We start from the raw sequence: 25389 nt of genomic DNA, 5'->3' as shown, positions 1-25389 counted from the left end.
CCAAACCCGGTTTACGCTGCGTCCGGCCGGGGTATCGCACACGGGCCCGCAAGAGGAGGAGCTCCCCATGACGGATTCATCCCCACAGGCCACGTCCTTGCACGAATGTTCCGCAGTGCGGCGCGCGCGCATGGTTCCCGGCGGCCCGCTATTGGTGGAAGGCCCGCTCGAGATCACGATGCCGTCGGGCGAAATGGTGCGGTCCGACCGCTTCATGGTCGCGGTGTGCATGTGCCGCCGCAGCGCCACGTATCCGCTGTGCGACACCAGTCACCGGACTCGGCGTCCCCGCGTCGCACGGAACGGCGGCTTTCCGCGGGCGGGGAAGTAGGGCGGCCAGGTGGAGCGCCTGTCCTGCGGCATCTCCGGCCCGTACCGTGTCCCGTCGTGTGCGGCATCGGCCACGCACACAATCGGCGCCCAAGGCCAGGCCCACGCATCGCGCTGCTCGCGTCATCCGGCCCGCTCTGCCCGTTCTGGCCACCGGGTCGCTTCGGGTCAGCGCGTCGGGCGTGCGGGCCCCTATGTGCCGCGCACCGGATCGCCGACCGGCAGCGAGCTACGGCCGTTCTCCCAATGGTCCAGGAGCCACTCGCTCAAATCAGCTTCGAGCACGTCCAACGCGCGCATCCCGAACACGGCGTCTGCCGCCAGTCCGGGCTCAGCGTCCAGCAGGGGCCGCAGGATGTCATGCCGCACCACCTGCTCATGGACGGCGTCCGCCTCGACATGCTCCGTGTAGAAATGCACGCAGGCTGCGGGCGCCGCCATCCCCGTCAACGCCTGTTCCAGTTTCCGCGCCCCGGGCCCCGTGGAGCTTTCGGTGACGACGAAGTGTCCGATAAGTGCGCCACGCAGTGCACGGTGCAGGCCGAACATCGTCGCCAGATTCGCTACTGCCAAGGTCTGCGCGGGGACACTCCCGACGTAGGCGAGGTACCGCGGGTCCAAGCCCGCGGCGTCGAGCAGGTCGGCGAACAGACTGGAATGCACTGCGGCGCCGTGGCCCGCACCGAATTCGTCGAATTCGACCGCCGCGAGCGACGATTTGGCCTGGCCCCGTAGACGTGGGATGGCCCACACGTAGGGGTCCGCCTCTTTGAGCTGATAGATGGAACGATGCACGAAATACTCGCGCATATGTTCCCATGATCCACCGGCATTGAGATGGTCGGAAGGACCGCGATCGCCGGGCTGCCCGGCGATGATGTCGTCCAGTACCGCTTCGGCGAACCCAGACCCCTCATCGGCGGGCTCGGCGTTGCCGAACCCCGTAGCGACGCCACTCGATGTGCGCGCACGCAGCCGTTCGAGGAAGGCCTGTTCGAGCCGGCCTCGGAACTCCAACAGCGACGGATCCCACTCCCACTCCGCGTCGACATCCGCGAACCCGTGGTAGTGCAGCTCGTAACAGACGAGCAAAGCCGTCTGAAGGTCATCTTCCAGCGGCTCCGCCACAGACGCATCAGGCATGCCGCGGGCGGCGGAACGTCCTTGGAGCGTCCCGATCGCCCACTCGGACAGCTCGCCGCGTGCCTGTGGGAGCGGGGGAGAGGTCGCCGGATCGTCCGGCAGCAGCATACTGGCGTGCATTCAGAGGCTCCGTTCTCGCGGCGACACGCAATTGCAACGCCGGAGCGTCAGGTCCGCCGCGTCCCATGGCGGCTACCCGATCCGCCCCGCCACCAAACAGGCCCTGCACCGGTGGGTTGCCCGGTGCAGGGCCTGATCGTCGCGTCGCCACACGCGGACTGCGCTCCGAATCCGCTGGAACAGGTAATCAGCCGGAACGAACGGGAATCAACCGACGGAACTCCGACGACGGGTCTTGTGCAGATCCAGGCGCTCCTTGAGCAGCACCTCGAGTTCTTCGAGCGACCGGCGCTCGCGCAGCATGTCCCAATGCGTGCGCGGCGGCTTCGCCTTCTTCTCCTCCTGGGTGGTGCCCTCGACCAGTTTGCCCTCGAGCCCATTGCGCCCCACCCAGGTGGCGGGGAACTCGGCGTCGTCCGAGAACGGCACCTCGAACTCCTCGCCGTTCTCGCAGCGGTACCGTGCGGTGCGGCGGGGTGCCAGGTCGTGGTCGCGATCCGTCTCGTAGCTGACGGAGCCGAGTCGGCTTCCCCGCAGAACTCGATCTGCCATGATCGCTCCTCAATTCAGTCGATAGTCCGGTCGATACCGCCCACGGGCGGCGATGTGCGGCTGCAACGCCCCCTCGTGCGGCCGCCACTCACCATGCACAACGCATGACGACATACAAACGTTCCCGCCGCGCGCCCACTCCGCCGGCGACGGTTCGCCTGCCAAGACTACCGTCGGGATCGCCATCGGTGCGCGGTAGGCTCCCGTGCGTGCAGAACAAGCCGTCGCCATGCGCCTGGTGCGGCAGGCCGGTCGCGGAGGTCTCCACCGGCCGACGCCGCCGTTACTGCCGGCAATCGTGCCGCCAGCGCGCGTACGAGCAGCGGCAGACGTTGGCGGGCACCTCCGTCCCCGACGACGCCGTAATCCTTAGCGCCACCGACGCCGCTGCCCTAGCGGACAGGATGTTTCAGCTCCGGTGCGCCTGCGAGGATGTCGCAACGGCCGTCGATGAGGACGCTCCACGTGACGAGCTGGCACAGATGTGCGCAGACCTCGTCGCGCTTGCCCGCCAGGGGGAGCGCCTGCGTTGACGGCGGCGGGCAGGCGCCGTCAAACCGGTTCGCCGTCGGCCGCGCCCTCCTTGCCCTGAGCCCTGCGCCGGCGCTTGTCACGGCGCCGTTTGAGATAGACCTCCTCCTCGTCCTGGAGCACTTCGGGATTCATCGGGTCGTTGTGCAGCAGCAGACGGATCGCAAACCACGTCACGCCTGCCGCGACCAGGCACACCAACGCGATGACACCGGAGATGACGACGCCGTCGCCGCCGCCCTTGCCGAGGATCACCAGCCACACCCCGGCGGCGCCGAGCCCCACGAGGAACAACGTCCAGGCGATGAGGCCGGGAAAATTCTGTCGCATCGTCTCCGCCTCCTTCCCGTGGAAGCCGATATCGGCTTCCAGAGGACCTTGTGTGGATGTGGGACTACCCGCGTTCGGTCTCCGTCACACATCGGCACCGGAAGCAGTGATGCGACTCACACATGATTGATCGGCGCGCCTGCGGGAACTCTGTCAGCGCAATGCATCGGGTGTCAGCGCAATGCATCGGGCTGACTGAAAGTACCGGCCGCTCCCGGTGCGGCCGGAGCGAAAGTGAAAGGAGCAGGACGTGCAGGACGACGCAACGGACAACGCCGACGCCGGACGTGATGTCGGCAGCGCTCCCGGCGGCCCCGCAACGCAGGTCGATCCGGAGTCGGCGGTCAACACCGATCTCACCTCGGCGGTCGGCGCCGAAGACGTCGATGAGGACCGTCTCGGAGTTGACCCCCTCGAGAAGGGCGTCGAGCCTCCCGAAGACTGGTCCGCGGCGGACCGCGAAGGCGTGACGGCCCGCGAACAGGCCGAGGGCGAGACCCTCGAGCATCGACTGTGGTCCGAGCGGCCCGACGCCGACGAGCAGGCGTCCACCGAGCGCGAGCGCGAGGAGCCGACCGGGCCCGAGATCGCAGACGGCCCGATCGCGGAAGCGGATGCGCCCGCGCCAGTGGGCACGGGGGCATCGACCGGCGAGCCGGGCAGGGACGACCGAAAAGCCGCGCCGGCGGAGACGTACGCCACGCCGAGCGAGCCTGCCGGCCTGGACGCGCGCCCGGCACAGGAGGACGTGCCCACCGCGTCTGTGCGCATCGAGGACCGTGACGACCCTGGTGAGGAGTACCGATGAACGTGACCGGCGACGCAACCGGACTGGACGGACGGAACATCGCGATGCTGGTGGCGCCGGAGGGCGTCGAGCAGATCGAACTGACGGACCCCTGGCGTGCAGTGCAACAGACGGGCGGCAGGCCGACGCTCGCGTCGACCCGCAGGGGCACGGTGCAAGCGTTCAATCACCTCGACCGAGGCGGGACCTTCGAAGCCGAAGTCGTCGCGAACGCAGCAGCCGCGGAGGACTACGACGCCCTCGTGCTGCCCGGCGGCGTAGCGAACCCGGACATGCTGCGCACCGATGCCGACGCGGTCGCATTCGTCCGCGCGTTCTTCGACGCGGGCAAGCCTGTGGCAGTGATCTGTCACGGGTCGTGGACTCTGATCGAGGCCGATGCCGTGCGCGGCAGGGTGATCACCTCCTGGCCCAGCTTGCGCACGGACCTGCGCAATGCCGGGGCGGAGTGGGCGGATCAGGAGGTCGTGGTCTGCGATCACGGACCCAACATCCTCGTCTCCAGCCGCAAGCCCGACGATCTGCCCGCATTCTGCTCCGCGATGGTGCAGACGTTCGCAGCCACGGCCACGGGCTGAACGATGCTGGACGAGCACTCGCCCGGCAGCCGGATCGACCTCTCCGCCGTCGACGCCCAGTGGCGCGCCGCGAACTACCTCGCCGCGGGCCAGTTGTACCTGGACGACGATCCGCTACTGCGGCGGCCGCTGCAGCCTGAAGACCTCAAGCCGCGGGTCGTGGGCCACTGGGGGACCGTGCCGGGGCTGACCCTGGTCTACAGCCACGTCAACCGCGTCATCTGCGAGCGCGATCGTGATGTGGTCTTCGTAGCCGGCCCGGGCCACGGCGGCCCGGCCCTGCTGGCCCACACGTTCCTCGAGGGGTCGCTGAGCGAGCGCGCCGCCTCGATGCCGCGCGACGAGGCCGGCATGCTGAATCTTTTCCGCGCGTTCTCCACGCCCGGCGGCATCCCGAGCCACGCGGCGCCGAACGTGCCGGGCTCGGTCAACGAGGGCGGCGAGCTGGGCTACAGCCTGACGCATGCGTTCGGAGCGGTATTCGACGCGCCCGACGCACTGGCGGTGTGCGTGGTGGGGGACGGCGAGGCGGAGACCGGGCCGCTGGCGGCGTCGTGGCACGGCACCTCCTTCCTCGACCCCGTGGCGGACGGCGCGGTGCTGCCCGTCCTGCACCTGAACGGGTACAAGATCGCCGGACCCACAGTCCTGTCCCGGATGACTCCGGGAGATCTGCACGCATTGTTGCGCGGGTACGGGTACGAGCCGGTGGAGGTCGCGGGCGACCGGCCCGAGGAGGTGCACGCCGACCTGGCCGCCGCACTCGACGGGTGCGTCGACAGGATCGACGCGATCCAGGGCTCCGCACGCGCGGGCGCAGCGTCGGACGGCCGGATCCGGTGGCCGATGATCGTCCTCCGTACCCCCAAGGGGTGGACCGGTCCTTCCGTCGTCGACGGCACGCCGGTCGAGGGGACCTTCCGGGCGCACCAGGTGCCGCTCGCGGTCTCCCGCGAAGAGCCGGACCGTCTGCCGGATCTGGAGGACTGGCTGCGCAGCTATCGGCTGCAGGAGCTGTTCGACGCGGCGGGCCGTCCCACGCCCGCGGTTCTCCGGTATGTGCCGGACGGCGACCGGCGGATGGGCGCGAACCCCCGGGCCAACGCCGGACTTGTGCGCCGCGACCTCGACCTGCCGGGCCCGCAGGCCGCGGCGGTCGACGCGCCGCGGCAGGGGAGTGCGGCGCACCCGACGTACCCGGAACATTCACCGACCGAGGCGCTGGGCCGGCACCTGCGGGACGTGATCGCCCGCAACCCGCACGATTTCCGGCTCTTCTCGCCCGACGAAGCCGACTCCAACAAGCTCTCGGCGGTATTCGAGACCACCGACCGGGTGTGGCGCTCCGGCAGCCAGGACCAGCTCGAGCCCCGGATGCGGGACGCGAATCTGGGCCCGCATGGACGCGTGATGGAGGTGCTCTCCGAGCACATGTGCGAGGGCTGGCTGGAGGGCTATCTGCTCACCGGCCGCCACGGCATGCTGGCCACGTACGAGGCCTTCGCGCAGGTGGCCGGCAGCATGGTCGGCCAGTACGCCAAGTGGCTGGAGAGCGCCCGCGTCGTGCCCTGGCGCCGGCCGCCGGCGTCGCTCAACCTACTTCTCACCTCGCACGCCTGGCGCCAGGACCACAACGGATTCTCGCACCAGGACCCGGGCTTCATCGACATGGTGATGAACAAGAAGAACGACTTGGTCCGGGTGCTGTTTCCGCCGGACGCCAACACGCTGCTCGCGGCGGCGGACGACGCCCTCACGAGCACGGGACGCATCAATGTGATCATCGCGGGCAAGCACCCCTCACCGAGCTATCTCACTCTCGACGCCGCGAGGGAGCACTGCGCACGCGGCATGAGCGTGTGGCAGGCCGAAAGCTCCGGGCAGCGCCGGCAACCCGACGTGGTGTTGGCGTGCGCCGGGGAGACCCCCACGCAAGAGACCGTGGCAGCGGCGCGGTTGCTCGCATCGCGTGCGCCGCATCTGCATGTGCGCGTGGTCAACGTCGTCGACCTGCTGCGGCTGCAGGACCACGGGCAGAACCCGCGGGGCCTCGACGATGCACAGTTCGACGCGGCCTTCACCCCGGACCGCCCCGTGATCTTCGCCTTCCACGGCTATCCCGGCGCAGTCCACCGGCTCACCTACCGCCGTTCCTGCCACCCGCAGCTGCACGTGCACGGCTACCACGAAGAAGGCACGACGACCACGCCGTTCGATATGCTCATGCTCAACGGCATGGACCGCTACAGCCTGGCTCTCGACGCCCTGGACCGCGCGGGGCCGGCCGCGGGCGATGCGGGCACGGCGGCCGCCGAGGAGTTCACACGCGCCCGCGCCGACGCCAAGGCCTACACGCGCAGGCACGGCGTCGACGATCCCCGGCTGACGCGCATGCCTCCGCACAGCTGACGCCCTGTCCGATCCCGGGAGGCCCCATGGATCCCGACGCGCCGACGGACGAGTTCGCGCGCATCGCCGCAGCGTCGGACTCGCCGATGTTCATAGTCACGACATGCCACGACGGGGACCGTGCCGGATGTCTCGTCGGCTTCGGATGTCAGGTCTCCATCGCGCCGGCACGGTTCTTGGTGTGCCTGTCAGTTAAGAATCGCACCTACCGGCTCGCCCGCCACGCCTCGCGGCTCGCGGTGCACCTTCTCGGTTCCGACCAAGATCGGCTCGCGCGCCTCTTCGGCTCGTACACCGGGGACGAGATCGACAAGTTCCGCGGATGCGCCTGGAAGCCCGACGTCCACGGCGTGCCGATCCTCGACGGCGTCCCGGCATGGTTCGCGGGCCCGATCACCGCCGCCACCGAGTTCGGCGACCACACCGGATTCGTCATCACCCCCGATTCGGCCACAGGGGCGGAGCGCATCGCCCCGCTGTTGACGATGCACAGCGCCCTCGGCATCGATCCCGGGCACCCCGCGTAGAGCCCCAGGGGCCTCCGCGACTGCCCGTTTGCGCGCGTGCTGGCACGGGTATCCGCTTCGCGACGTGATCGCTGCGTCGAAAAACACCCCTGCAGCGACAAGCCGCCGTCCCAGTGACGAACCGGCCGCAGTGAGGAGGAGACATCGTGACTTCGACGAGTATCCAGCCGATGAGCGCAACCGGACCGGATGCGGAACCGTTCCACTCGATCAATCCGTATTCCGGCGAGACGCTCGGCGAGTTCCCGTACTTGGAGATCGAACAGCTCGACGCGGTCATCGACCGCGCACACGCCGGATTCGAACAGTGGCGGGAACGCAGCGCACAGGAACGCGCCGGCGTCGTATCCCGCGCCGCGGAACTGGTCCGTGAGCGGGCGGACGACCTCGCCCACACCATCAGCGCCGAGATGGGCAAGCTCGTCGGCGAGGCCCGCTGGGAGATCCAGGTATCCGCCGACATCCTGCGCTACTACGGCGACAACGGCCCCCGATTCCTCGAACCCGAGCAACTCGACATAGCGGAGGGCGGCGACGCCCGGGTGGTGTACGAGCCGCTCGGCGTCCTCCTCGGGATCGAACCGTGGAACTTCCCGCTCTATCAGGTGGTGCGGCTGGCTGCACCGAACCTCGTCGCCGGCAACACGATCCTGCTCAAGCACACCTCGACCTGCCCGGTGACCGCGCTCAAGATCGAGTGGATCTTCGCCGACGCCGGCGCGGGTGAGGGCGTCTACACCAACATTTTCCTGCGCACGCGCGATGTCGAACGGGTCATCGCACACCCGTCCGTGCAGGGGGTCGCCTTGACGGGAAGCGACGCCGCGGGCGCGGCCGTGGCCGAGCAGGCCGGCCGCCATGTCACAAAGTGCATGCTCGAGCTCGGCGGCAACGACCCGTTCATCGTGCTCGACAGCGCGGATCTGGAATCGACAGTCGACATGGCGGTGCAGGGCCGCATGTTCAACACCGGGCAAAGCTGCGTGGCCTCGAAGCGGTTCTTCGTCCCCGAGGCCATGCACGACCGTTTCGTCGAAGCCCTGGCGGCACGTTTCAGCGACTACACGCCCGGGGACCCGACGGATCCGGAGACCACGCTCGGCCCGCTTTCCTCCGACGAGGCTGCGGACGACTTGCTCGAGCAGATGCAGGATGCGCTGGACAAGGGCGCCCGGGCCGTCGTCGGCGGCGGCCGCCCGCCCGAGTCGGAACGCGGGCCCGGCGGATCGAGAGCGTTCGTCCAGCCGACAGTGCTCACCGGGGTCACTCCGGACATGCGCGCGTTCTCCGAAGAGCTCTTCGGGCCGGTGGCGGTCGTCCATCAGGTCGGCGACGCCGACGAGGCCGTCCGGATGGCCAACGACTCGCCGTACGGCCTCGGCGCGACGATCGTCAGTACCGACATCGAAGCGGCGCAGCAGGTCGCGCGGCGCATCGAATCCGGCATGGTCTGGATCAACACTCCTACGCTCACGCAGGCCGACCTGCCGTTCGGTGGTGTCAAGCGCTCCGGCTTCGGACGGGAACTGTCCCGGCTGGGAATGTACGAATTCGTCAATCGCAAACTGGTACGCACAGTACCGGCCTGAAAGGATTCCGCACCGTCCACGACATGCGACTGCAATGTGCGGCGGCAATACCACCGCACATTGCAGGAGCATGGTCACATGCAGGTGCCGGTTTTGCGGCGCATCTCGTACCGACGGATCCCGGCACGGGTCATCCCCGGCTCAAGCGGGTCATGATGCTCGCGATGCGACACGTTGAGCCACAGTGCCATCCCCCCGGCCAGACACACCACACCGATCACGGCCGCTCCGATGAAGTACGGGAAACTCTCCATGGCCAGCGCCACAATAGCGAGGCCGCCGACCGCGAGACCGGCGAGGAAGAAGAAGTATCCGAGGAGCCCCTCGTAGTTGCTGCCCATGATCGCGCCCCTTTCCACTCGGCTTGAGCACAGTGCGAACAGCCGGTCCGGGGGACGGTTCTCCCGGCGTCCATCCGATCGCGGCGGTGATGCGATCGCAACCTCATCGCCGTCATCGTGTGGACGTCCGATGAAGACCGGTCCGCCCAGGTCCACCTTCATTCTGGCCCGCCCCGCCGGGGAACGCCAGCGTTTGCGGATTACTCCCGGAATCGTCCGTGCAGTGCCAGTTTCGCAGTCGCAAGCCCGGGTACTCTCAGTGTGCGCCTGCGACCACTTCAGTGAGGATTCCGGATGTATTTGGCCACAGAGCCGGACGTGCTCGACGACCGGCGCCCAGTTGTGCTGACTCTCGACGCCGCCTCGTCACAGGCACCGCTAGCACGGTCGGTGGCGGAGACCCTGGCGATCCTCTACGGCTTCGGTCTGGACGAGGTCGCCGATATCAAGCTGGCGGTGGACGAGGCGTGCGCCCAGTTGGAACGGCCTGTTGCGGACCATCCCGCGATCACGATGACGATGGAGGTGCGCCGACGGGTCATGTCCGTGTCCGTCTCCGCAGAGCTGCCGGCCGAGTCCGCTGTGCGCGAGTCCGGCTTCGGATGGCATGTGCTGCATACGCTCACCGACGACGCGCACGCCGCTGTCGACGACGCCGAGTCCGGTAGCACGGGACGCCGGTGGTCGATCGTGTTCACCAAGAATTCGGGTCTTCCCGAGTGACACTGCATCGCCATCAGGGTCGGGCCGGCGATGACTACGCCGACGTGCCGGTTTCGCTGCGTGCACTGCGAGCGCTCGGTCCGGGACACGACTACGACGCCCGGCGTGACGGCGTGATCACGCGGTGCCTCCCGCTGGCCGAGCACATCGCACGCCGATTCCACGGCCGCGGCGAGCCGTTCGACGATCTGCTGCAGGTCGCAAGGCTGGGCCTGGTCAACGCGATCGACAGGTTCGACGCGGAGAAGGGCGACAACTTCGTCGCGTTCGCCGTCCCGACGATCATGGGCGAGGTACGGCGACATTTCCGGGACACGGGCTGGGCGATGCACGTGCCCCGGCGGGCCAAGGAGCTGCATCTCGCGATTTCGAGCGCTTCCGAGCGGCTCGCCCAGTCGCTGGGGCGCTCGCCGTCTGCGAGCGAGATAGCCGAGGAGCTCGGACTTTCCATGCGCGAGGTGACCGAGGGACTCATCGCCCGCAGCGCCTACCAGCCCGATTCGATGGATGCGCCGCCGTCGGCCGGAACCGATGGAATCAGTCTGAGTGACGTGGTGGGGGATGAGGATCCCGAACTCGACAACGTCGAAGGGTACGTGGCGGTCAAGCCGTACCTCGACGTCCTGCCCCCGCGCGAACGCCGGATTCTCATGCTCCGGTTCTTCGGCGAGATGACGCAGAGCCAGATCGCGGGGCGCGTAGGCTTGTCGCAGATGCACGTCTCACGGATTCTGGCGCGCACGCTAAGCCAATTGCGGGAGGAACTCCGCGAGCAGTAACGATGCGCGAGGCCACTGGCGCCCGCTGCTAGACCTGGCAGCTACCGTCCGTCGTTCCCGCGGACCGATGCGACCGCGTCTCCGATGTCGTCCACGATGAGTCGCCCCATGTGTTCGTCCAGTATCCGCAGTGGACGTGCGACCGAGCGCAACGCGCACAGCGACCACGTGAGATTCCGGTCGCGCATCACCGTGCCGAAGTCGATCAGCGCGGCGAGGCCGCTGCTGTCGATGAATTCGACGCCGGACAGGTCCATCACGACGCCCCCTTCGCGAGCATCCGCCAGCGCCTGCAGCGCTGCGGCGAAAGCCGCCGAAGACCTCGCGTCCACCTCGCCGGATACAGCGACGACAGGAATCTCGGGGCGCGATGGAGCCCCGCCCGCGACGATCTGCAAACCTGGCGCAGATGAGAACCGGGACGCTGCGCGGACGATGCGGACGATATTGAGGTCGATTTCATATCGCCGGATAGGCGAATTCGACGGCATCTTCGTGTGTGGCATGGAACCCCGATCCAATGCGACTGGACGGTGCCGCCGGGGAGGCCGAGGTGCGGAGCTTCCCGCCGATCGCGCCCTGATGACGACGTCCAGGCGAACAACGATGGGCAACGGGTGATTTTATTGGTTTCGATGTTCGAAAACGTCGGACACGCAGAACGTCGCGCGGGAACAATGCGTCGCGACTTCCGACCCTGCAAGTCCGTTTGCAGTCGCTTCCTGTGCGGTAACTTATCCTCGCAGTGGCGGATGTGTCCTCCACCACGCATCGACTACGCTACCTTCCACGGTCGTCGACTTCAATCTGTCGGCTGACGGTCCCCGCGAGTCCCTCCGACCGGCCGGCGCGGCCCGCGTCCACGCCCGGTTTGGCCACCGGGTCACGCGGGTATCCGAGGTTGCCAGTACCGGCCGTACGGGCGCAGGAGGCGAGGAGGGTCACCAAATGCAATTGCGGTGCGAGAAGTGCGAACGCGCCTTCGAAACCCACGCGGACGGCATGGACGCCGCCCGTGAGGCGGGTCGTCTCAACGGCTGGTCCGTGGGCGATTCGGTGCAATGCCCGAGCTGCGCTTCGACTGGGACGGCGTGGTCTGCACGCAACGCCTGGACCTGACCGCCCGCATCCGGTCGACGGACGCCGCACCGGATGCAAGCGCAAGCGGTTCGTCAGTCGGGCGCCTGGTCGTCCGGTTCGACGAGGGTCGTCTCCTCTCGCTCACCGACGTTTCCGCGTACATCGTCATGGCGGCGCTCCGCTTCGACGTCCTCCTCCATGCGGTCGACGAGGTCGCGCAGCCGCTCGTCACGGTGCCGGGTGTCCTTCTCAGGATTCGTCGGGGTGTCTCCGCTGTCCAGCGGGCTCCTGTCTTCGTTGTCCCGTTCGCGGTCGCGAGCGTCGTCGCTGCGCGGCTCCTCGGTCATCACCACACCTCCCGGGTAGTCGATTCGAATGACTCTTGACTACTACCCGCACGGAGGTCCCGCAAACCGATCACGCGGCCGGCATCACCGTCATGAGTTCCGATGACGGGTCACTCCGGGCGGAATGCCGAGGGGGGACCGGGATGGGCCCGGTAGGTGGTACTGATGTGGGTATACGGGTGCAAGCACCCTCGAGGGAAGCGAAGGTGATGCGGCCATGGGCTGGGGTATCGAGCGGACACCGGTGTCCTCGCGCGTATTGCGCGGCGCGGTGATCTACGGGGCCACGGTCGTGATCGGCGCGTTGATCGTCCTCGCCGTGACCGCCGCGATGTCGTGGGGGAGACCGGTGCACTGCGACGACGGTACTGCGGGCTGCTTGTCCGCCGCCCAGTACGTGATGATCTATGTTCCGCCGGCGATAATCGCTCTGGGCGGGATCACCGCGTTCATCCGCACCCTGCTGGTGTGGCGCCGCCGCGGTCCGTGGATGGTCTGGCTGGGAGTCGGGTGGTTCTTGTTCGCCGTCATGCTGGTTTTCGTCGCCTCCGCGGGTGGTGCACTCATGGGTTGAGTCCTCTCACGACCGCCTGCAGCTTGGGGCGGCGCGGACCGTGTAATACACGAGCGTCCGCATTCTGTTGGCAATCCGGGCCGACTTCATCCACGCTCCCGGCCGGCGCGGGGCTCGTCTATGCACGTACGGGAATCGACGGACAGCGGCGCACCGGGTGGCACCGGATGCCTCGCGCCGGCGGTCGCGGCTCCGTCACTTCGTCAGAGCTTCGCCGTCCAGGGCAGGTGGCCGTTCGGAGCCATCGTCAGCGGATCGAATTCCTCACGCTCGGCCAGGAACCCCGGACGTGGCCGGTTCCCGCAGTAGGGATCGACCGGCGTGTTGTCGACGCTGTTGTAGACGAAGAACAGGTTCGACCGCGGCCACGGCGACATGTTCTTGTTCGATGCGTGCAGAGTGTTGCACTCGAACAGAAGCAGCGACCCCGGCCCGCCTTTCGGCGCTTGTATCCCGTCTTTGGCCGCCAGCTTCCGCAGGGTCGCCTTGTCCGGCACCCCCAGCCGCTGGTCTTTGAGCGAGTCCTTCCAGTTGCCTTCAGGAGTCTCGCCCGCAGACGGGACGAAGTACTGGTGCGAACCGGGGATCAGCATGAGCGGCCCGTTGAACTCGTTGTTGTCAGTGAGGAGCAGGGAGGCCGACAACGCACGCATCCTGGGCATGCCGTCCTCCGAATGCCAGGTTTCGAAATCGGAGTGCCACTCGAACCCGCTGCCCTTGAAGCCGTATTTGTCGTTGATCCTCGACTGGTGGATATACACGTCGCCGCCCAGCAGCTGCCGCACCATCCCGAGGATGCGCGGGTCCCGCGTCAGCTCGCTGAAGTACTCGGAGATCCGGTGCATGCCGAACACCGACCTGATCTCGCCCGAGTCCGGGTCGGTGATGAGGCCCTCGGAGTCCATGAATTCTGTGTCCGCGGCCATCTCCCGGAGCTCGTCGAAAAACGGATGCACACGCTCCTGGGAGTAGAACCCCTCGAACCAGAGGAAGCCGTCCCGCTCGTAGCGCGACAGCATGTCCTCGCCGAGCGGGCCGTCCCAGCGCTCCTGGTTGGGCGAGTGCACCACGGGGTCCCGACGTACGAACGGTTCGGCTTCGCCCTCGCCGGTCCGCGTGGGGTAGAGATCCTTGTCCACATCCTCATGCTCGTGTGCGGCGTCAGACTTACCGGTCACCTGCATCTCCTGTCATTCGATCCCTGTACTGGTCTCGTCGTGGCCGCCGCGCCGTCCCAGCGCCGCGAAACGCGCCTGCGATCCCCTCAGCCTGGCAGCGTCTCCCCGCCGATGGGCACAAGCACCTCGCCCGTGTAGTAGGAGGAGAGCCTCGGCGCCGCGAAAAACACGTATGACGGCGCGATCTCGTCGGGCTGCGCCGCGCGGCCCATCGGGACATCCGTGCCGAAGGCGTCTACTTTTCCGGCCGGCAGGGTCGCGGGAATCAGCGGTGTCCACACCGGCCCCGGCGCCACGCAGTTCACCCGGATCCCCCGCGGTGTCAACGACTGCGCCATCGAGTAGGTCCACGCCAGGACCGCGCCCTTGGTCGCCGAGTAGTCGATCAGCGTCTTGTTGCCCCGCAGGCCGTTGATGGATCCGGTGTTGATCACCGCGTCCCCGGACTGCATGTGCACGAGCGCCGCCTTGGTCACATGGAAGAAGCTGTCGATGTTCACGGCGAACGTGTGCCGCCACTGGTCGTCGCCGATCTCCGACAGGTCATCGGCGGGGAACTGGTAGGCAGCGTTGTTGACGACGATGTTCACCCCGCCGAACGCCTCCACGGTGCGGCCGACGACGGACCGGCAGTGCGCGGGGTCGGCCAGGTTCCCCTCGAGCGGGGCGCACCGGCGCCCCTGTTCCTCGACCAACCGGCAGGTTCTGCGCGCGTCGTCGGTCTCCTCCAGGTAGGCGATGGCGACGTCGGCGCCTTCCTTCGCGAAGGCCACCGCTACCGCGCGGCCGATGCCCGAGTCGCCGCCCGTGATGAGTGCGCGACGCCCCTCCAGCAGGCCGCGGCCCTCGTAGCCGCGCATCTCGTCCGCGGGATCCTCCGCCATCTCGGACGTGTGCCCCGGGTAGGGGATCGTGTGCGGCGCATGCTTCTGTGTCATCTCCATCCTCCTTCGCGCGTTCTCCGAAGTCTCAGAAGCGCCCACGCCTCGCGGCGGTCCACCGCACGGGCTCTGCAGCCGGCAGCGGACGCCGCGCTCACGGTGCGTCCTTCTTGCGCCCGGTGACAACGTCGCGAGCGCGGTCGACGGCGGACACGGCGGCGCCGAGGGTCTCCTGGACGCCCGTGGTCGAGGGCGTGTGCGGGTGCGGCCGCGTCGGCGCAGTCCGCTTCGCCATGTTCAGGTGCTCGCCGATGGCCGCTAGTTGCTGTCCGTTCGCCGCTCCGCGCAGCGGCGGCCACACCCGGCTCTCTTCGAATTCGATGTGTTCGCGCGCCGCCGTGTCGAACTCGGACATGGCCTGCTCGAACTCCTCGGTGCCGGCGTCGCCCTTCCCGATCTTCTGCAGCAACCCCGTGCCGTCCGCTTCCGGTCCGAGGGCGGTGACCGCCAGCTCGTCACCGCCGTCGACCATTCGGCGCACCGCCGGCCAGAACACCCGCTCCTCCGCGGTCTCGTGTTGCGACTCCGCGATCACCCTCGTGGTGGCGAGCCTCATGCGCTCTTTTTGGAATCGTGGTCGTCGGCGGCGCTCTCCCACAACCTGTCGAGCACGGCCGCATGGTCTTTCCGCAGCATCTCCAATGCGTTCATCGGCTTCCTCCTCGTGGTCGTCGGAACGCAGACCTACGGTTACCCGGGCGCAGTGCGGGCAAACGGCCACGACGCGAAGAACGCGCTGATGTGGTCGGCATACACACGTGACGCGGCCACGACCAAGCCCTGGGCAGCGGGTGTGCCACGGGCTCTGCACGGACGCACCTGACGCTGTCCGTTTCCGCCACGCTTGGCGGGGTACACGGCCGCCGAATCCCCGACCTTGGGAGGAACCGCAATGACCGACACGTTCGAGCTCGATATTTCCCGCATCCGCGACGAGGCCCGCCAGAAGATCGATGAAGGTGCTGTCACCTCGGGCAACGCCTTGGACCTCGAGCGCCTCATCGACATCCTCAACCAGGTGGTCGCGACGGAGATCGTCTGCCACCTGCGCTACAGCCAGAACGCGATCGTGGCCTCCGGGATCGACCGTGCGCAGGTCGCGGCGGAGTTCGCCGAACATGCCGCCGAAGAGTTGCAGCACGGCCAGCGCGCAGCCGAGAGGATCAACCAGCTCGGCGGTACGCCTGACATGAACCCCGCCACGCTCACCGAGCGGAGCCACACCGACTATGTGGCGACCGACCCGACGGACCTGGAGCGCATGCTGCGGGAGAATCTCGTCGCCGAACGCATCGTGATCACCACGTATCAGGAGATAGCGCGATGGATCGGCGACGCGGACCCCACGACGCGCCGCGTCATGGAGTCCATCCTCGAGGAAGAGGAGGAGCACGCCGACGATCTCAGCGACCTGCTGGGCATGTGAACCGGATCGTCACGCCCCGGCAGCGGCCTGGGACAGGACAACCTCGCGGAACCGCGAACACGAAGAAGGGGCCTGCGCGCCGGCACGCGCAGGCCCCTTATTCGTCGACCGGGTTCTCATCGACCGGGCGACGGTTCCGGCCGGTCAGGCCGGGATGGAATCGACCGAGCGGGTCCACCCGCGGTGCCTGGCCAGCGCATCGGTGAATGCCGCGATGAATCCGACCGGCAGCTCCTCGCCGTCAGCGCTGTGCGTGACGATTCCGTCCACCGTCACCGCATCCCCGCTGTCCGTGCTGCCGGCGACATCGACGCCGACAGGCGGTGTTCAGCAGTCCGATCCCCGTGTCCAAGGCCGCGATGGGCTTGAGGTGCTTGTACGCCTCGGCGATGAAATGCATCACGTAGCCGTCCTGCGAGAACGCTCCGGCCGCATCCGTGCCTCCGGGTACGACCACCGCGTCGTACAGCACCGAGGCCATCGTGCTGACCGCGCGATCGACGTCCATCGAGCCCCCGCCGGCCGTCCGTACGGGCGAATCGGCGAACGCGAGGACCTCGGGAACGGCGCCGCGCTCCCGCAATGCGTCCTTCAGCTGCTCGAGGGGACCGGCGTCGGTCCCGTCCGCCACCAGAAACGCCACCTTCCGGCCATCGAGCCGGCCGTTGCCCGTACCCGCCTGCGCGAAAGAGCGGGAGAGGTCTCCGCCGTCGCCGGAGCACGTCCCTGACCACCGTCCACCTCGATCCCGAGCCCGGCGCCCACACGCGCCGCCAGCTGCGGGTCGATGCGCACCACATGGTCGACCGCCTGCACGCGGACGGCGGGAACGTTTTGCACGCGGCCACGGTGGTAACCGCTGCGTGCACGACGATCCGACGAGGAGGACTCATGGCAGACGGTTCGACCGGCCCCAGTGAAGGCGTCAAGGGCGCCGTCGAGGGGATCAAGGGCAAGGTCAAGGAAGCGACCGGCGCACTCACCGGCCAGGACAGGATGACTCGCGAGGGCCGCGCTCAGCAGGAGAAGGCGGAGGACCAGCGCGACGTCGCCGAGAAGGAGGCCAAGGCCGAAGAGGCGCGGGCGGAGGCCGAAGCCGATGAGCAACGGCAGCGGCGGAACCAGTAGCCCACCCGCGCCGGACTCCACCTGCGGGGCGGCCTCGACGATCGTCGGGGCCGCTTTCGGCTGTCAGCGCCGGATGATCCGGCAGAACCGGCTGTCACTTCCGTCAGACTGATGCTCCTGGTAAAGAAACGCCAGGTCAGCCTCGTCGAACTTGTCGAACCACTCGTTCCACTCGATGATTTCCAGTCCGCTCGGCCGGGCGCCTGCCGTCACGCCGGAGAATTCGATGCTGAGAACGCCGGCGTTGTCGCCGCCTGTGCCGCGGGCAATCGCCGGACGTCCTTCATGGGATTCCACCCAGCGCCGGATCTCCTCATGGTCCGTCGTCGTCTTCGATTCTGATGCCATCGTCGTACTCCTCACCGCCAGTGCTCTGCCGTCTGCAGGAGCGGCGCCCCGTCCCTGCCTGCGTTGGCCTGTCCGTGCCTGAATTGCCGGGCAGGCACGCGGGCAAACCCGGCGGCAGAAGCGCGGGTAATGCCGCCGACGGCCCGTGTGATCCGGTCACTGCTGGGTATTCACGTGAGCGATGCCGACAAACCGTCCACGCACGCCGCTGAGCTCCGACGTGGCCCGCGTTCTCCGGGAGGCTCCCGCAGCCGTCCGGCAATGGGGCATGCTCCGGGGCAAAGAGACCGCATGGTGGGTCCAGCGTCTTTTCCGCGTGCGCGGAAGCGAGCGCACCGTGGCGTTCCAGCTGGTGAAGACTGCGATCGCCGCGATGATCGCATGGCTGATCGCTGATCGGCTCCTGCAGTTCAATTCCGCGTTCCTGGCCCCGTACACCGCGGTGTTCATGGTCGACACGACTGTTCTCCGGTCGTTGCGCGACGCACTCCAGCAGATTCTGGCGGTGACCGTCGGCGTCCTCCTGGCGATGGCGGGCTCGGCCTTGATGGGCGCCATGACCGCCGCCGTCGGCGTGGTGGTGCTGGTGGGGTTCGCCATCGGCAGGCACCGCGCGTTCGGTGCCAGCGGCTTCTGGGTGGGAGTCACCGCGCTGCTGATGGTGACCTACGGCACCGCCCACGATCCCGGAGCGTTGCTGTCCCGGGTTCTGCTTATTCTTCTCGGCGCGGGTGTGGGTCTGGCTGTGAACGCGTTGCTGCTCCCGCCGACCTACGTCGCCGCCTCGAGACAGCAGACGCAGAGCATCCTCGCGCGCCTTCGCGAGCTGCTCGCGGACATGGCTCGGCATGTCCGCGATCCCGGGGGTGAGGCGTCCGAAGGGTCTTGGGAGGCGCAACTCGATCGCCTGCTCGACGATCTCGCCGAACTGCGGGGGCAGACCGACGCCGCCGGCGAAAGCGTCTGGCTCAACCTGCGGCCCTCTGTGAGCCGTTCCTCCAAGGTGATCGTCGAAGCCCGCAACGTCTCAGGGTCCTTGTATCGCGCGCTGCCCCGGCTACGTGAACTGATCGAGTCGCTGCCGGAGAACTCCGATGGCGACGAGCCGTTGCTGGCCGTGTCGCGCACCGACGGTCTCGGAGAGCATGACCGGGAGCAGATCGCGCACGTCCTCGACGAATGCGTCGACGCTGTCGAAAGGCTGCGCGGCGACGGCTCCGGCGTCGACCGCGGCGGGGCTTCCGTCGACAGCGAACACGAGGCCGGGAGTACGCCGGAAATGTCGATGTCCGCGCTTCCCGCGGTACGGCAAGCAGTGCGCGTGTGCACGGCTCTCACGCACCGGTCGGACTCTACGGCGTGAGCAGCACCTTGACCGCGCCGTCCTCCTTGCGTTGGAAGACTTCGTAGGCGTGCGGCGCCTCGGCCCGCGGCAACCTGTGCGTGGCGAAGCCATCGACACCGAGCGGGTCCTCGTCGGTGGGCAACGGCATGATCGCGTCGACCCAATGCTTGACGTTGGCCTGTCCCATTCGCACCTGAATCTGCTTGTCGAACAGGGTGAGAATAGGCAGCGGATCCGCGGCACCGCCGTAAACGCCGATCAACGAGATGGTGCCGCCGCGACGCACGACGTCGATCGCCATGTAGAACGCGGCCAGCCGGTCGGTGCCGAACTTGCTCATCACCGGCCCCGCCACCGCATCCGGCAGATAAGACACCGCCTTCTGGCCGAGCCGGGCGACGGGGGACCCGTGCGCCTCCATTCCCACCGCGTCGATCACCGAATCCGCTCCGCGCCCGTTCGTGAGGTCGCGGACGACCTCACCGACGTCGGTGCCCGCCCGCAGATCGATCGTGTCGATACCGCGCACATGTCGCCGATAGGCCCGAGCCCCAGTACCACGACGCTGCCGGCGTCCGGGACCCCCGAGTACTCCACCGCCTGCCAGGCGGTGGGCAGCACGTCGGAGAGGTACACAGCGCCGCGCCCATGCCCTGCTCGCGCACCTGAGTGGTCTCGCACTGGGTTTGCAGGCCCTGCCCGCACATGTAGCAGTGGCCGCAGGAGATCTGGAACGGGATCACCACCCGGTCGCCGACCTCGACGACGCGGCCCATCGGCTCATGTCCCAGCACGTCCCCGGCGTCCATGAACGCTCCGAGCACCTCGCACAGATGCAGGTCCGAACCGCAGATGTTCGTGGTGCTGACCTCGATCACCGCGTCGGTGGGGTGCCGGAGCACCGGGTCGGGCACCTCCTCCACGCTCACCTTGCGCCGGCCTTACCAGGTCACCGCCTTCATCACGCCTCCTCGGCCGCTTCGATGTCCGGTCGGGTAGCGATTACCCGGCGCGGCGGCCCTCAACCGGAACCGGCCGCACGCGGTTTGACTCAAGCGGCGACGGGTACGCCCCGATGACAACCCGGTCATCGACGCGAAGGGAACCGTCATGCCGTCGAAGGGCAAGTCGCAGGCGCAGTCGCGAGGACTCAAGGACCCCCATCTGTACGAGGACCTGCGCGACAAGGGCCAGTCGAAGGAGAAGGCCGCCCGCATCTCGAACGCCGCAGCGCACAGCGGACGGTCCAAGGTGGGGGAGCGCGGCGGGAAATCACCGTCGTACGACGACTGGACGGTCGACGAACTGCAGAAACGCGCCAAGGAGCTCGGGATCAGCGGCTACTCCGACAAGCGCAAGTCCGAGCTGATCGACATGCTGCGCAACCACTGACATCTGATGGCTGTCAACGTGGAGAACTCAGCCGGCCGTCGTCGCGGCGTCGCCGTGGTCACCGGAGGCAGCGCGGGAGTCGGCAGGGCGACGGTCCGCCGCTTCGCGCAGCACGGCTACGACGTGGCGATCCTCGCCCGCGGCAGAGCAGGGCTGGACGGCGCCGCCGCGGACGTCCGCGAGCACGGGCGCGTCGCCCTGCCGCTGCAGGTGGACGTGGCGGAAGAGACGCAAGTGCACGGCGCGGTGGCGCGCGTGGAGGAGCAGCTGGGTGACATCGACGTCTGGGTGAACGCCGCCTTCACCGGATCGCTCGCTTTCAGCTGGGACACAGCCACCGACCTGTTCCGGCGCATCACCGAGGTCACCTACTACGGACAGGTCTATGGAACCCTGGCCGCGTTGTCCGTGATGCGCCCGCGCGATGAAGGCGTCATCGTCAATGTCGGCTCGGCCATGGCGTACCGTTCGATTCCTTTGCAGTCCGCCTATTGCGGCGCCAAGCACGCGATCAAGGGCTTCAGCGAGTCTGTCCGCACGGAACTGCTCGCCACCGGCAGCAGGGTAGCGGTCCGGATGGTGCAGTTGCCGGGGCTGAACACCCCGCAGTTCAATTGGAACGCGTCGGCTATGCCGGGGCATCCGCAGCCGGTGGCGCCCGTATTCCAGCCGGAGTTGCCGGCCCGCGCCATCGTGTTCCTCGCCGAACATCCACGCCGCAACATGTGGGTGGGACTCTCGACCGTCTACACGATTCTGGGCGAGCGGTTCGCCCCCGCACTCGTGGACCGCTATCTGGCCAGAACGGGAGTGTCCGGCCAGCAGACCGACGAGCGACTGCCCCGATGGGGCGCCAACACCTCCGTCGCCCGCGACGAGGAACACGACCGCGGCGCACATGGGCCGTTCGATTCCACGGCGCACGCGCGCGATCCGCAACTATGGCTGTCCATGCACCGTCGCACAATCGTCAGCGCTGCCGGCACTCTGGCCGCAGCCGCCGGCACTCTGGCCGCAACCGGCATCGCGTGCAAGAAGACCACGGCTCTTCCGTGACCGGCTGCCCGCCCCAGCCTGAACTGCAAAGGATCCGCTACGCGCCGAGCATGGGAGCGTTCACCCGCTGAGGGTGGACGACGTCTCGAGAAGCAGTGCATGCACGAACGCCTGCGGCAGGTTGCCACGGAGTTGGTGCTGGTCCACGTCGTACTCTTCGGAGAACAGCCCGGTGGTGCCGGCGGCCGCCCGATTGCGCTCGAACCAGCGCAACGCAGCCGCTTCGTGTCCTTGCTGATGCTCGGCCAAAGCCATCCAGAACCCGCACAGCAGGAACGCCCCTTCGGTGGTACCGAGCGGACGCTCGTCGTGGCGGAAGCGGTAGACGAAGCCCTCCTGCGTCAGCTCGTCCCGCACGGAGTCCACCGTGGCCCGGCTTCTCGGGTCGTATGCGGGGACCGCGCCACGCAGAGACGCGAGCAACAGCGCCGCATCCACCCGGTCGTCCTCGGGCGCTCGCTGCCAGCGCCCCGTGGGATGCAGGCTGTCCCGTGCCGCATTCGCGACGATCGCATCGGCCAACGCGCTCCACTCGGCGGCGTCGCCCGTACTCGCGGCGGTGCCGGCCATGGCCCGCAGCCCGGCGGCGCACACCAGTCTCGATTGCGTCCACCGGCTGTCGCCGAGTTCCCACACGCCGGCGTCGGGCTTCTGCCAGCATTGCGCGATCGCGTCGGCGGCGATTGCGGCGGCGCGGTACCGGTCCTTGTCGATATGACCATGACGCGCCGCCGCCGCCAGCAGCAACAGCGACTCGCCGAACGCATCCAGCTGGAACTGCGACCGCACGTGGTTGCCGACGATGCCGTTGCCGCCGGGATACCCGGGGAGACTGAGGGTCTGCTCGGGCGGCACCGGCCCTCCGCCGACCGTGTACGCGGGCATGAGGTTCCGCCCGTCCTCCAGCAGCCGCGCGGAGATGAAGTCCGCGGCGTCGTCGAGCAGCGGGTACGCGCCCGCGACCGCCACCGCCTGGCCGGCGTAGCACTGGTCACGCACCCACACGTAGCGGTAGTCGAAGTTGCGCCCCTTGTCCGCTCGCTCGGGCAGCCCGGTGGTGGAGGCGGCCACCATCCCACCGCTCGACGAGGTCACGCCGCGCAACACCGCATATGCTTGCCTGCTGTCGCGGGGGGCGAGCGTCGATTCGAACCGCGGCACCGCGGATAGCCAAGCGCTTTCGGTGGCTTCCCACATCGCGTCGGCCTCGCCGGGCAGATCCGCCGCCGGCGGAGGGTCCAGAGGCGCCTCTGAAAGCTCGAACACGAGGTCGTGGTAGAAGCCCGGCGGCACGGTCAACGCCATGTGCAGTTCGGTGCCCGTACCGCCCTGCGCCACCACGGCCTCCGGCGCGCCCCGGAATCGCAGCAGGATGTCGCCCGCCCGGGCGTGCCAGTCTCCGGACGCCGCGTGCCGACGCGGTTCGGTCATCCGGTCACGGTCGAACCGGGCGCCCGGCGAGAGTGTGACGTCGACATGTGAGGTCCCCTCGACCGCGATCACCCGCCGCAGCAGCACAGCGTGGCGCCGACCTCCCGGGAACGCCAGCGCCTCACGGCATTCGGTGATGCCCTCGTCCGTGATCCAGCGCGCCCGCCAGATCAGCCCCACGTCCTCGTAGTACCCGCCCCACACGTACCGGCCGGACGGCTGCACCGTGTAATGGCTGTCGCCGCCGATCAGCGACGCGAAGACCGCATCGCTGTGCCACGAGGGAAAGCACATCCACGCGACGTCCCCGTGCGGGCCCACCAGGAGCCCGCGTTCGCCGTCCGCCAGCAGCGCGTAGTCCCGCAGGACGTGCTGCGGGGGAGGCGAGTGAGGGCGGTCCGTTCGGTGCATCCGATGCATTCCTGATTCTGCTGAGGCCGGGCGGGGCAGGGAGCTGCCACAACACACGGCTACCCGTGAGGCGGACGGTGAAACGCGCGCCGCCCGGCGGGAGGGGGAGTCTACGGTGCGGCATACCGGCGGGGGCCCGCCCTGCGGGCCGCGCCGCGCTGCATCGCGGTCCGCAGGGCGGCAGCGAACCTTCCCGGACCCCAATAGCGCGCGTTGATCCGGCGTGCGAGTTCATCGCGGGTCAGGGGGCCGTGGTCTGTCAGGGCCGCCGCGATGGCGGCGACCTCCTTATCGAGCAGATCGTCGTCGGTGGACAGCTCGGAGACGTCGAGGCCGGACATCCTGGCCTGCGACAGCAGTGTGCCGGGACCGAGACGGAGTCGTTGACCGATGCGTTGCGGGCGGCCGTGTCCTTGCGCGTCGCGCTCTCCGCCGCCTGCCTCCGGTCGGCGCCTTGCCTCCGGCCCGGCCGCGCCCGCGTCTTCGCCTCCCGCCTCCGCTTCGCCGCCGGTCTCCTGCGCGGTCAGCGGGCGGGCGATGTTCTCCAGCGACGCCTGCTCCGCGCGCACGCCGAGGAAGATCTCCGCTATTCCCCCGATCGCCATCACTCCGGCGCCTATCAGAAATGCGACGGTCACCATACTGCGCTCGCCGGTACCTATCAGGGAGCCGAACAGCAACGGACCCGTAACACCGCCGATTGCGGTGCCGAGCGCATAGAAGAACGCGATCGCCATCGCGCGCGTCTCCATCGGGAACACCTCACTCACCGTCAGGTATGCCGCACTCGCTCCCGCCGAGGCGAGGAAGAAAGTGGCGACGACCAGGGCGAGGAATCCCCACGGGCCGACGGCGTCTGTAAGGAAGAGGACGGCCAGCGGCACCGTCATCAGTGCCGAGCCCAGATAGGTAGCCGTGATCATCTGCTTTCGGCCGATGGTGTCGAACAGCCGCCCCAGCAGGACCGGCCCCAGGAAGTTGCCCACCGCATAAATGATGATGAACACCGGCACGAAGCTGGACGTGACATCGAAGAACGTCGTGAACAGCGTGCCGAGATTGAACGTGATGCCGTTGTAGATGAACGCCTGCCCCACGAACAGCGCGGTGCCCAGCACCGCGCGACGCGGGTAGAGCGAGAACGCGGTGTGCGCGATCGTGCGGAACGGTATCGCCTTGCGCTGACGCACGGTGATCGACTCGTGCACCTCGTCGAGTTGCTCGCCGGTCTGCTCGATGATGTCGCTCTCGATGTCGCCGACTATCCGTTCGGCCTCGTCCTGGTCGCCGTGGATGAACAGCCAACGCGGACTCTCCGGCACATGCCGTCGCACCAGCATGATCGTCAACCCCAGCACCGCGCCCACCGCGAATGCCAGACGCCAACCGACATCCGCCGGCAACAGGTCCTTGTTGAGGAACACGATCGCCAGCGCCGCCCCGCCCGCGGCCCCCAGCCAGTATGTTCCGTTGATGAGCAGGTCCACCCGTCCGCGCACGCGCGCCGGGATGAGCTCGTCGATGGCGGAGTTGATGGCCGCGTACTCGCCGCCGATCCCCGAGCCGGTGAAGAAACGGGCAAGGTAGAACCACCACGGCGCGAAGGAGATCGCGGTGAGCACTGTGGCGACGATGTAGACGGCCAAAGTGATCATGAACAGTTTTTTGCGGCCGAACCGGTCGGTGAGATGACCGAAGAATAACGCGCCCACGCACGCGCCGACCACATAGATCGCCGCGGCGAGACCGATCTGACCGGCATTCAGGTGGAGCCCACTGCCCGATTCGGTCAGCCTCGACGCCACCGAACCGACCATCGTCACCTCGAGCCCGTCGAGGATCCACACAGTTCCCAGACCGAGCAGCACCCGGTAGTGGAAGCGGGACCAGGGAAGCCGGTCGAGTCGGCCGGGCACGGCGGTTTCGATGGTTCCGGTCTGAATGGTGGAGCTCATGAGTCGCGGATACCCGA

General features: G+C 68.1%; 29 protein-coding genes and 2 pseudogenes. 15 read left to right on the top strand and 16 right to left on the bottom strand.

Going from position 1 to position 25389, the window contains the following annotated elements:
* The first annotated feature begins 67 nt into the window (after positions 1–67).
* Positions 68–331: a CDGSH iron-sulfur domain-containing protein gene (locus JJ683_RS04755; RefSeq protein ID WP_200171709.1), complete on the top strand. Its 264-nt coding sequence runs from the start codon at positions 68–70 to the stop codon at positions 329–331.
* A 191-nt stretch (positions 332–522) separates the two neighbouring features.
* On the opposite strand, the gene JJ683_RS04750 is transcribed toward JJ683_RS04755, so the two are convergent.
* Together JJ683_RS04750 and JJ683_RS04745 are read right to left on the bottom strand one after the other, a co-directional pair.
* Positions 523–1593 carry an iron-containing redox enzyme family protein gene (locus JJ683_RS04750; protein WP_242474410.1) on the bottom strand — a complete coding sequence of 357 codons (1071 nt, stop codon included), beginning with the start codon at positions 1591–1593 and terminating at the stop codon, positions 523–525.
* 207 nt (positions 1594–1800) lie between these two features.
* Positions 1801–2145 (bottom strand): RNA polymerase-binding protein RbpA, encoded by a 345-nt coding sequence (locus JJ683_RS04745; RefSeq protein ID WP_200171707.1) that lies wholly within the window; start codon positions 2143–2145, stop codon positions 1801–1803.
* A gap of 209 nt (positions 2146–2354) precedes the next feature.
* On the opposite strand from JJ683_RS04745, the gene JJ683_RS04740 reads away from it, so the two are divergent.
* Positions 2355–2678 (top strand): hypothetical protein, encoded by a 324-nt coding sequence (locus JJ683_RS04740; protein WP_200171706.1) that lies wholly within the window; start codon positions 2355–2357, stop codon positions 2676–2678.
* A 19-nt stretch (positions 2679–2697) separates the two neighbouring features.
* Here the strand turns inward: JJ683_RS04740 and JJ683_RS04735 are convergent, their stop codons facing one another.
* A complete protein-coding gene (locus JJ683_RS04735) occupies positions 2698–3006 on the bottom strand; it encodes a hypothetical protein (protein WP_200171703.1) in 309 nt (102 codons plus the stop codon).
* Between the two features lie 250 nt (positions 3007–3256).
* Here JJ683_RS04735 and JJ683_RS18910 point away from each other — a divergent pair, with 250 nt between their 5' ends.
* From JJ683_RS18910 to JJ683_RS04710, 5 genes are all read left to right on the top strand, one after another.
* Positions 3257–3814, top strand: a complete 558-nt coding sequence (locus JJ683_RS18910; RefSeq protein WP_242474409.1) for a hypothetical protein — start codon at positions 3257–3259, stop codon at positions 3812–3814.
* Entirely contained in the window at positions 3811–4392 is a 582-nt protein-coding gene (locus tag JJ683_RS04725; protein ID WP_200171701.1) for a type 1 glutamine amidotransferase domain-containing protein, read from the top strand. The genes JJ683_RS18910 and JJ683_RS04725 overlap by 4 nt, the downstream gene beginning before the upstream one ends.
* 3 nt (positions 4393–4395) lie before the next feature.
* Positions 4396–6801 carry a phosphoketolase family protein gene (locus JJ683_RS04720; protein ID WP_200171699.1) on the top strand — a complete coding sequence of 802 codons (2406 nt, stop codon included), beginning with the start codon at positions 4396–4398 and terminating at the stop codon, positions 6799–6801.
* Positions 6802–6827: 26 nt separating this feature from the next.
* The gene (locus tag JJ683_RS04715; RefSeq protein WP_200171697.1) at positions 6828–7328 is read left to right on the top strand and encodes a flavin reductase family protein; all 501 of its coding nucleotides are present in this window, start codon (positions 6828–6830) and stop codon (positions 7326–7328) included.
* A 170-nt stretch (positions 7329–7498) separates the two neighbouring features.
* Positions 7499–8917, top strand: coding sequence for an NAD-dependent succinate-semialdehyde dehydrogenase (locus JJ683_RS04710; protein WP_200171695.1), 1419 nt, complete (start codon positions 7499–7501; stop codon positions 8915–8917).
* 74 nt (positions 8918–8991) lie between these two features.
* Here JJ683_RS04710 and JJ683_RS04705 read toward each other — a convergent pair whose 3' ends face one another.
* The gene (locus tag JJ683_RS04705; RefSeq protein ID WP_200171693.1) at positions 8992–9258 is read right to left on the bottom strand and encodes a hypothetical protein; all 267 of its coding nucleotides are present in this window, start codon (positions 9256–9258) and stop codon (positions 8992–8994) included.
* Between the two features lie 294 nt (positions 9259–9552).
* Between JJ683_RS04705 and JJ683_RS04700 the strand changes: the two genes are divergently transcribed.
* Together JJ683_RS04700 and JJ683_RS04695 are read left to right on the top strand one after the other, a co-directional pair.
* A complete protein-coding gene (locus JJ683_RS04700) occupies positions 9553–9981 on the top strand; it encodes an ATP-binding protein (RefSeq protein ID WP_200171691.1) in 429 nt (142 codons plus the stop codon).
* A complete protein-coding gene (locus JJ683_RS04695) occupies positions 9978–10760 on the top strand; it encodes a SigB/SigF/SigG family RNA polymerase sigma factor (protein ID WP_372435238.1) in 783 nt (260 codons plus the stop codon). Before JJ683_RS04700 ends, JJ683_RS04695 begins: the two co-directional genes overlap by 4 nt.
* Before the next feature lie 41 nt (positions 10761–10801).
* On the opposite strand, the gene JJ683_RS18905 is transcribed toward JJ683_RS04695, so the two are convergent.
* A complete protein-coding gene (locus JJ683_RS18905; RefSeq protein ID WP_242474415.1) occupies positions 10802–11251 on the bottom strand; it encodes an STAS domain-containing protein in 450 nt (149 codons plus the stop codon).
* A 681-nt stretch (positions 11252–11932) separates the two neighbouring features.
* Positions 11933–12187, bottom strand: coding sequence for a hypothetical protein (locus JJ683_RS04685; protein WP_242474408.1), 255 nt, complete (start codon positions 12185–12187; stop codon positions 11933–11935).
* A 217-nt stretch (positions 12188–12404) separates the two neighbouring features.
* On the opposite strand from JJ683_RS04685, the gene JJ683_RS04680 reads away from it, so the two are divergent.
* Complete coding sequence (locus JJ683_RS04680) at positions 12405–12761, top strand: hypothetical protein (RefSeq protein ID WP_200171687.1); 357 nt, start codon at positions 12405–12407, stop codon at positions 12759–12761.
* A gap of 203 nt (positions 12762–12964) precedes the next feature.
* Here the strand turns inward: JJ683_RS04680 and thpD are convergent, their stop codons facing one another.
* The 3 genes from thpD to JJ683_RS04665 all read right to left on the bottom strand — a co-directional run bounded on the left by thpD (position 12965) and on the right by JJ683_RS04665 (position 15436).
* Entirely contained in the window at positions 12965–13939 is a 975-nt protein-coding gene (gene thpD, locus JJ683_RS04675) for an ectoine hydroxylase (protein WP_307810681.1), read from the bottom strand.
* 86 nt (positions 13940–14025) lie between these two features.
* Entirely contained in the window at positions 14026–14877 is an 852-nt protein-coding gene (locus JJ683_RS04670) for an SDR family oxidoreductase (protein WP_372435237.1), read from the bottom strand.
* A 97-nt stretch (positions 14878–14974) separates the two neighbouring features.
* Positions 14975–15436, bottom strand: coding sequence for a hemerythrin domain-containing protein (locus JJ683_RS04665; protein ID WP_200171680.1), 462 nt, complete (start codon positions 15434–15436; stop codon positions 14975–14977).
* A 336-nt stretch (positions 15437–15772) separates the two neighbouring features.
* On the opposite strand from JJ683_RS04665, the gene JJ683_RS04660 reads away from it, so the two are divergent.
* Positions 15773–16306 carry a ferritin-like fold-containing protein gene (locus JJ683_RS04660; protein ID WP_200171678.1) on the top strand — a complete coding sequence of 178 codons (534 nt, stop codon included), beginning with the start codon at positions 15773–15775 and terminating at the stop codon, positions 16304–16306.
* Between the two features lie 144 nt (positions 16307–16450).
* On the opposite strand, the gene JJ683_RS19410 is transcribed toward JJ683_RS04660, so the two are convergent.
* The 3 genes from JJ683_RS19410 to JJ683_RS04650 are packed head-to-tail and all read right to left on the bottom strand — an operon-like array spanning position 16451 to position 17146.
* The gene (locus JJ683_RS19410) at positions 16451–16582 is read right to left on the bottom strand and encodes a hypothetical protein (protein WP_277952073.1); all 132 of its coding nucleotides are present in this window, start codon (positions 16580–16582) and stop codon (positions 16451–16453) included.
* Complete coding sequence (locus tag JJ683_RS04655; protein ID WP_200171676.1) at positions 16548–16937, bottom strand: DJ-1/PfpI family protein; 390 nt, start codon at positions 16935–16937, stop codon at positions 16548–16550. Before JJ683_RS04655 ends, JJ683_RS19410 begins: the two co-directional genes overlap by 35 nt.
* On the bottom strand, positions 16898–17146 hold the full coding sequence (locus JJ683_RS04650; protein WP_200171674.1) for a hypothetical protein: 249 nt from the start codon (positions 17144–17146) through the stop codon (positions 16898–16900). The genes JJ683_RS04655 and JJ683_RS04650 overlap by 40 nt, the downstream gene beginning before the upstream one ends.
* A gap of 51 nt (positions 17147–17197) precedes the next feature.
* Here JJ683_RS04650 and mbp1 point away from each other — a divergent pair, with 51 nt between their 5' ends.
* Complete coding sequence (gene mbp1, locus JJ683_RS04645; RefSeq protein ID WP_200171672.1) at positions 17198–17434, top strand: microaggregate-binding protein 1; 237 nt, start codon at positions 17198–17200, stop codon at positions 17432–17434.
* 63 nt (positions 17435–17497) lie between these two features.
* Here mbp1 and JJ683_RS04640 read toward each other — a convergent pair whose 3' ends face one another.
* Entirely contained in the window at positions 17498–17782 is a 285-nt protein-coding gene (locus JJ683_RS04640) for a hypothetical protein (protein WP_200171670.1), read from the bottom strand.
* A 181-nt stretch (positions 17783–17963) separates the two neighbouring features.
* On the opposite strand from JJ683_RS04640, the gene JJ683_RS04635 reads away from it, so the two are divergent.
* A complete protein-coding gene (locus JJ683_RS04635) occupies positions 17964–19145 on the top strand; it encodes an FUSC family protein (protein ID WP_200171668.1) in 1182 nt (393 codons plus the stop codon).
* Here JJ683_RS04635 and JJ683_RS04630 read toward each other — a convergent pair.
* Positions 19135–20056: pseudogene (locus JJ683_RS04630) on the bottom strand (alcohol dehydrogenase catalytic domain-containing protein). The gene JJ683_RS04635 and the pseudogene JJ683_RS04630 sit on opposite strands and share 11 nt — an antisense overlap.
* Positions 20057–20237: 181 nt before the next feature.
* Here JJ683_RS04630 and JJ683_RS04625 point away from each other — a divergent pair.
* Both JJ683_RS04625 and JJ683_RS04620 read left to right on the top strand, forming a co-directional pair.
* The gene (locus tag JJ683_RS04625) at positions 20238–20519 is read left to right on the top strand and encodes a DUF7218 family protein (RefSeq protein ID WP_200171666.1); all 282 of its coding nucleotides are present in this window, start codon (positions 20238–20240) and stop codon (positions 20517–20519) included.
* 6 nt (positions 20520–20525) lie between these two features.
* A complete protein-coding gene (locus JJ683_RS04620; protein WP_200171664.1) occupies positions 20526–21575 on the top strand; it encodes an SDR family oxidoreductase in 1050 nt (349 codons plus the stop codon).
* Positions 21576–21635: 60 nt separating this feature from the next.
* On the opposite strand, the gene JJ683_RS04615 is transcribed toward JJ683_RS04620, so the two are convergent.
* Together JJ683_RS04615 and JJ683_RS04610 are read right to left on the bottom strand one after the other, a co-directional pair.
* Entirely contained in the window at positions 21636–23417 is a 1782-nt protein-coding gene (locus JJ683_RS04615; protein WP_200171662.1) for a glycoside hydrolase family 15 protein, read from the bottom strand.
* Positions 23418–23893: 476 nt separating this feature from the next.
* A pseudogene (locus tag JJ683_RS04610) lies at positions 23894–25372 on the bottom strand (MFS transporter); the annotation flags it as partial.
* Positions 25373–25389 lie beyond the last annotated feature (17 nt).

The organism is Tomitella cavernea (genome assembly GCF_016599145.1).
In the GTDB taxonomy this organism is placed as follows: domain Bacteria; phylum Actinomycetota; class Actinomycetes; order Mycobacteriales; family Mycobacteriaceae; genus Tomitella; species Tomitella cavernae.
The sequence above is the reverse complement of the archived record's forward strand: the minus strand, read 5'-3'. Positions and strand labels throughout refer to the sequence as shown.

Excerpts from the sequence above, each read along its gene's own strand:
- JJ683_RS04745 (WP_200171707.1), bottom strand. The coding sequence starts at position 2,145 with ATGGCAGATCGAGTTCTGCGGGGAAGCCGACTCGGCTCCGTCAGCTAC.
- JJ683_RS04640 (WP_200171670.1), bottom strand. The coding sequence starts at position 17,782 with ATGGCATCAGAATCGAAGACGACGACGGACCATGAGGAGATCCGGCGC.
- mbp1 (WP_200171672.1), top strand. The coding sequence starts at position 17,198 with ATGGCAGACGGTTCGACCGGCCCCAGTGAAGGCGTCAAGGGCGCCGTC.
- JJ683_RS04705 (WP_200171693.1), bottom strand. The coding sequence starts at position 9,258 with ATGGGCAGCAACTACGAGGGGCTCCTCGGATACTTCTTCTTCCTCGCC.
- JJ683_RS04710 (WP_200171695.1), top strand. The coding sequence starts at position 7,499 with ATGAGCGCAACCGGACCGGATGCGGAACCGTTCCACTCGATCAATCCG.
- JJ683_RS04680 (WP_200171687.1), top strand. The coding sequence starts at position 12,405 with ATGGGCTGGGGTATCGAGCGGACACCGGTGTCCTCGCGCGTATTGCGC.
- JJ683_RS04685 (WP_242474408.1), bottom strand. The coding sequence starts at position 12,187 with ATGACCGAGGAGCCGCGCAGCGACGACGCTCGCGACCGCGAACGGGAC.
- JJ683_RS04750 (WP_242474410.1), bottom strand. The coding sequence starts at position 1,593 with ATGCACGCCAGTATGCTGCTGCCGGACGATCCGGCGACCTCTCCCCCG.
- JJ683_RS04620 (WP_200171664.1), top strand. The coding sequence starts at position 20,526 with ATGGCTGTCAACGTGGAGAACTCAGCCGGCCGTCGTCGCGGCGTCGCC.
- JJ683_RS04635 (WP_200171668.1), top strand. The coding sequence starts at position 17,964 with ATGCCGACAAACCGTCCACGCACGCCGCTGAGCTCCGACGTGGCCCGC.
- JJ683_RS04670 (WP_372435237.1), bottom strand. The coding sequence starts at position 14,877 with ATGACACAGAAGCATGCGCCGCACACGATCCCCTACCCGGGGCACACG.
- JJ683_RS04720 (WP_200171699.1), top strand. The coding sequence starts at position 4,396 with ATGCTGGACGAGCACTCGCCCGGCAGCCGGATCGACCTCTCCGCCGTC.
- JJ683_RS04700 (WP_200171691.1), top strand. The coding sequence starts at position 9,553 with ATGTATTTGGCCACAGAGCCGGACGTGCTCGACGACCGGCGCCCAGTT.
- JJ683_RS04665 (WP_200171680.1), bottom strand. The coding sequence starts at position 15,436 with ATGAGGCTCGCCACCACGAGGGTGATCGCGGAGTCGCAACACGAGACC.
- JJ683_RS04615 (WP_200171662.1), bottom strand. The coding sequence starts at position 23,417 with ATGCACCGAACGGACCGCCCTCACTCGCCTCCCCCGCAGCACGTCCTG.
- JJ683_RS04625 (WP_200171666.1), top strand. The coding sequence starts at position 20,238 with ATGCCGTCGAAGGGCAAGTCGCAGGCGCAGTCGCGAGGACTCAAGGAC.
- JJ683_RS04755 (WP_200171709.1), top strand. The coding sequence starts at position 68 with ATGACGGATTCATCCCCACAGGCCACGTCCTTGCACGAATGTTCCGCA.
- JJ683_RS04725 (WP_200171701.1), top strand. The coding sequence starts at position 3,811 with ATGAACGTGACCGGCGACGCAACCGGACTGGACGGACGGAACATCGCG.
- JJ683_RS18905 (WP_242474415.1), bottom strand. The coding sequence starts at position 11,251 with ATGCCGTCGAATTCGCCTATCCGGCGATATGAAATCGACCTCAATATC.
- JJ683_RS04715 (WP_200171697.1), top strand. The coding sequence starts at position 6,828 with ATGGATCCCGACGCGCCGACGGACGAGTTCGCGCGCATCGCCGCAGCG.
- JJ683_RS04660 (WP_200171678.1), top strand. The coding sequence starts at position 15,773 with ATGACCGACACGTTCGAGCTCGATATTTCCCGCATCCGCGACGAGGCC.
- JJ683_RS04735 (WP_200171703.1), bottom strand. The coding sequence starts at position 3,006 with ATGCGACAGAATTTTCCCGGCCTCATCGCCTGGACGTTGTTCCTCGTG.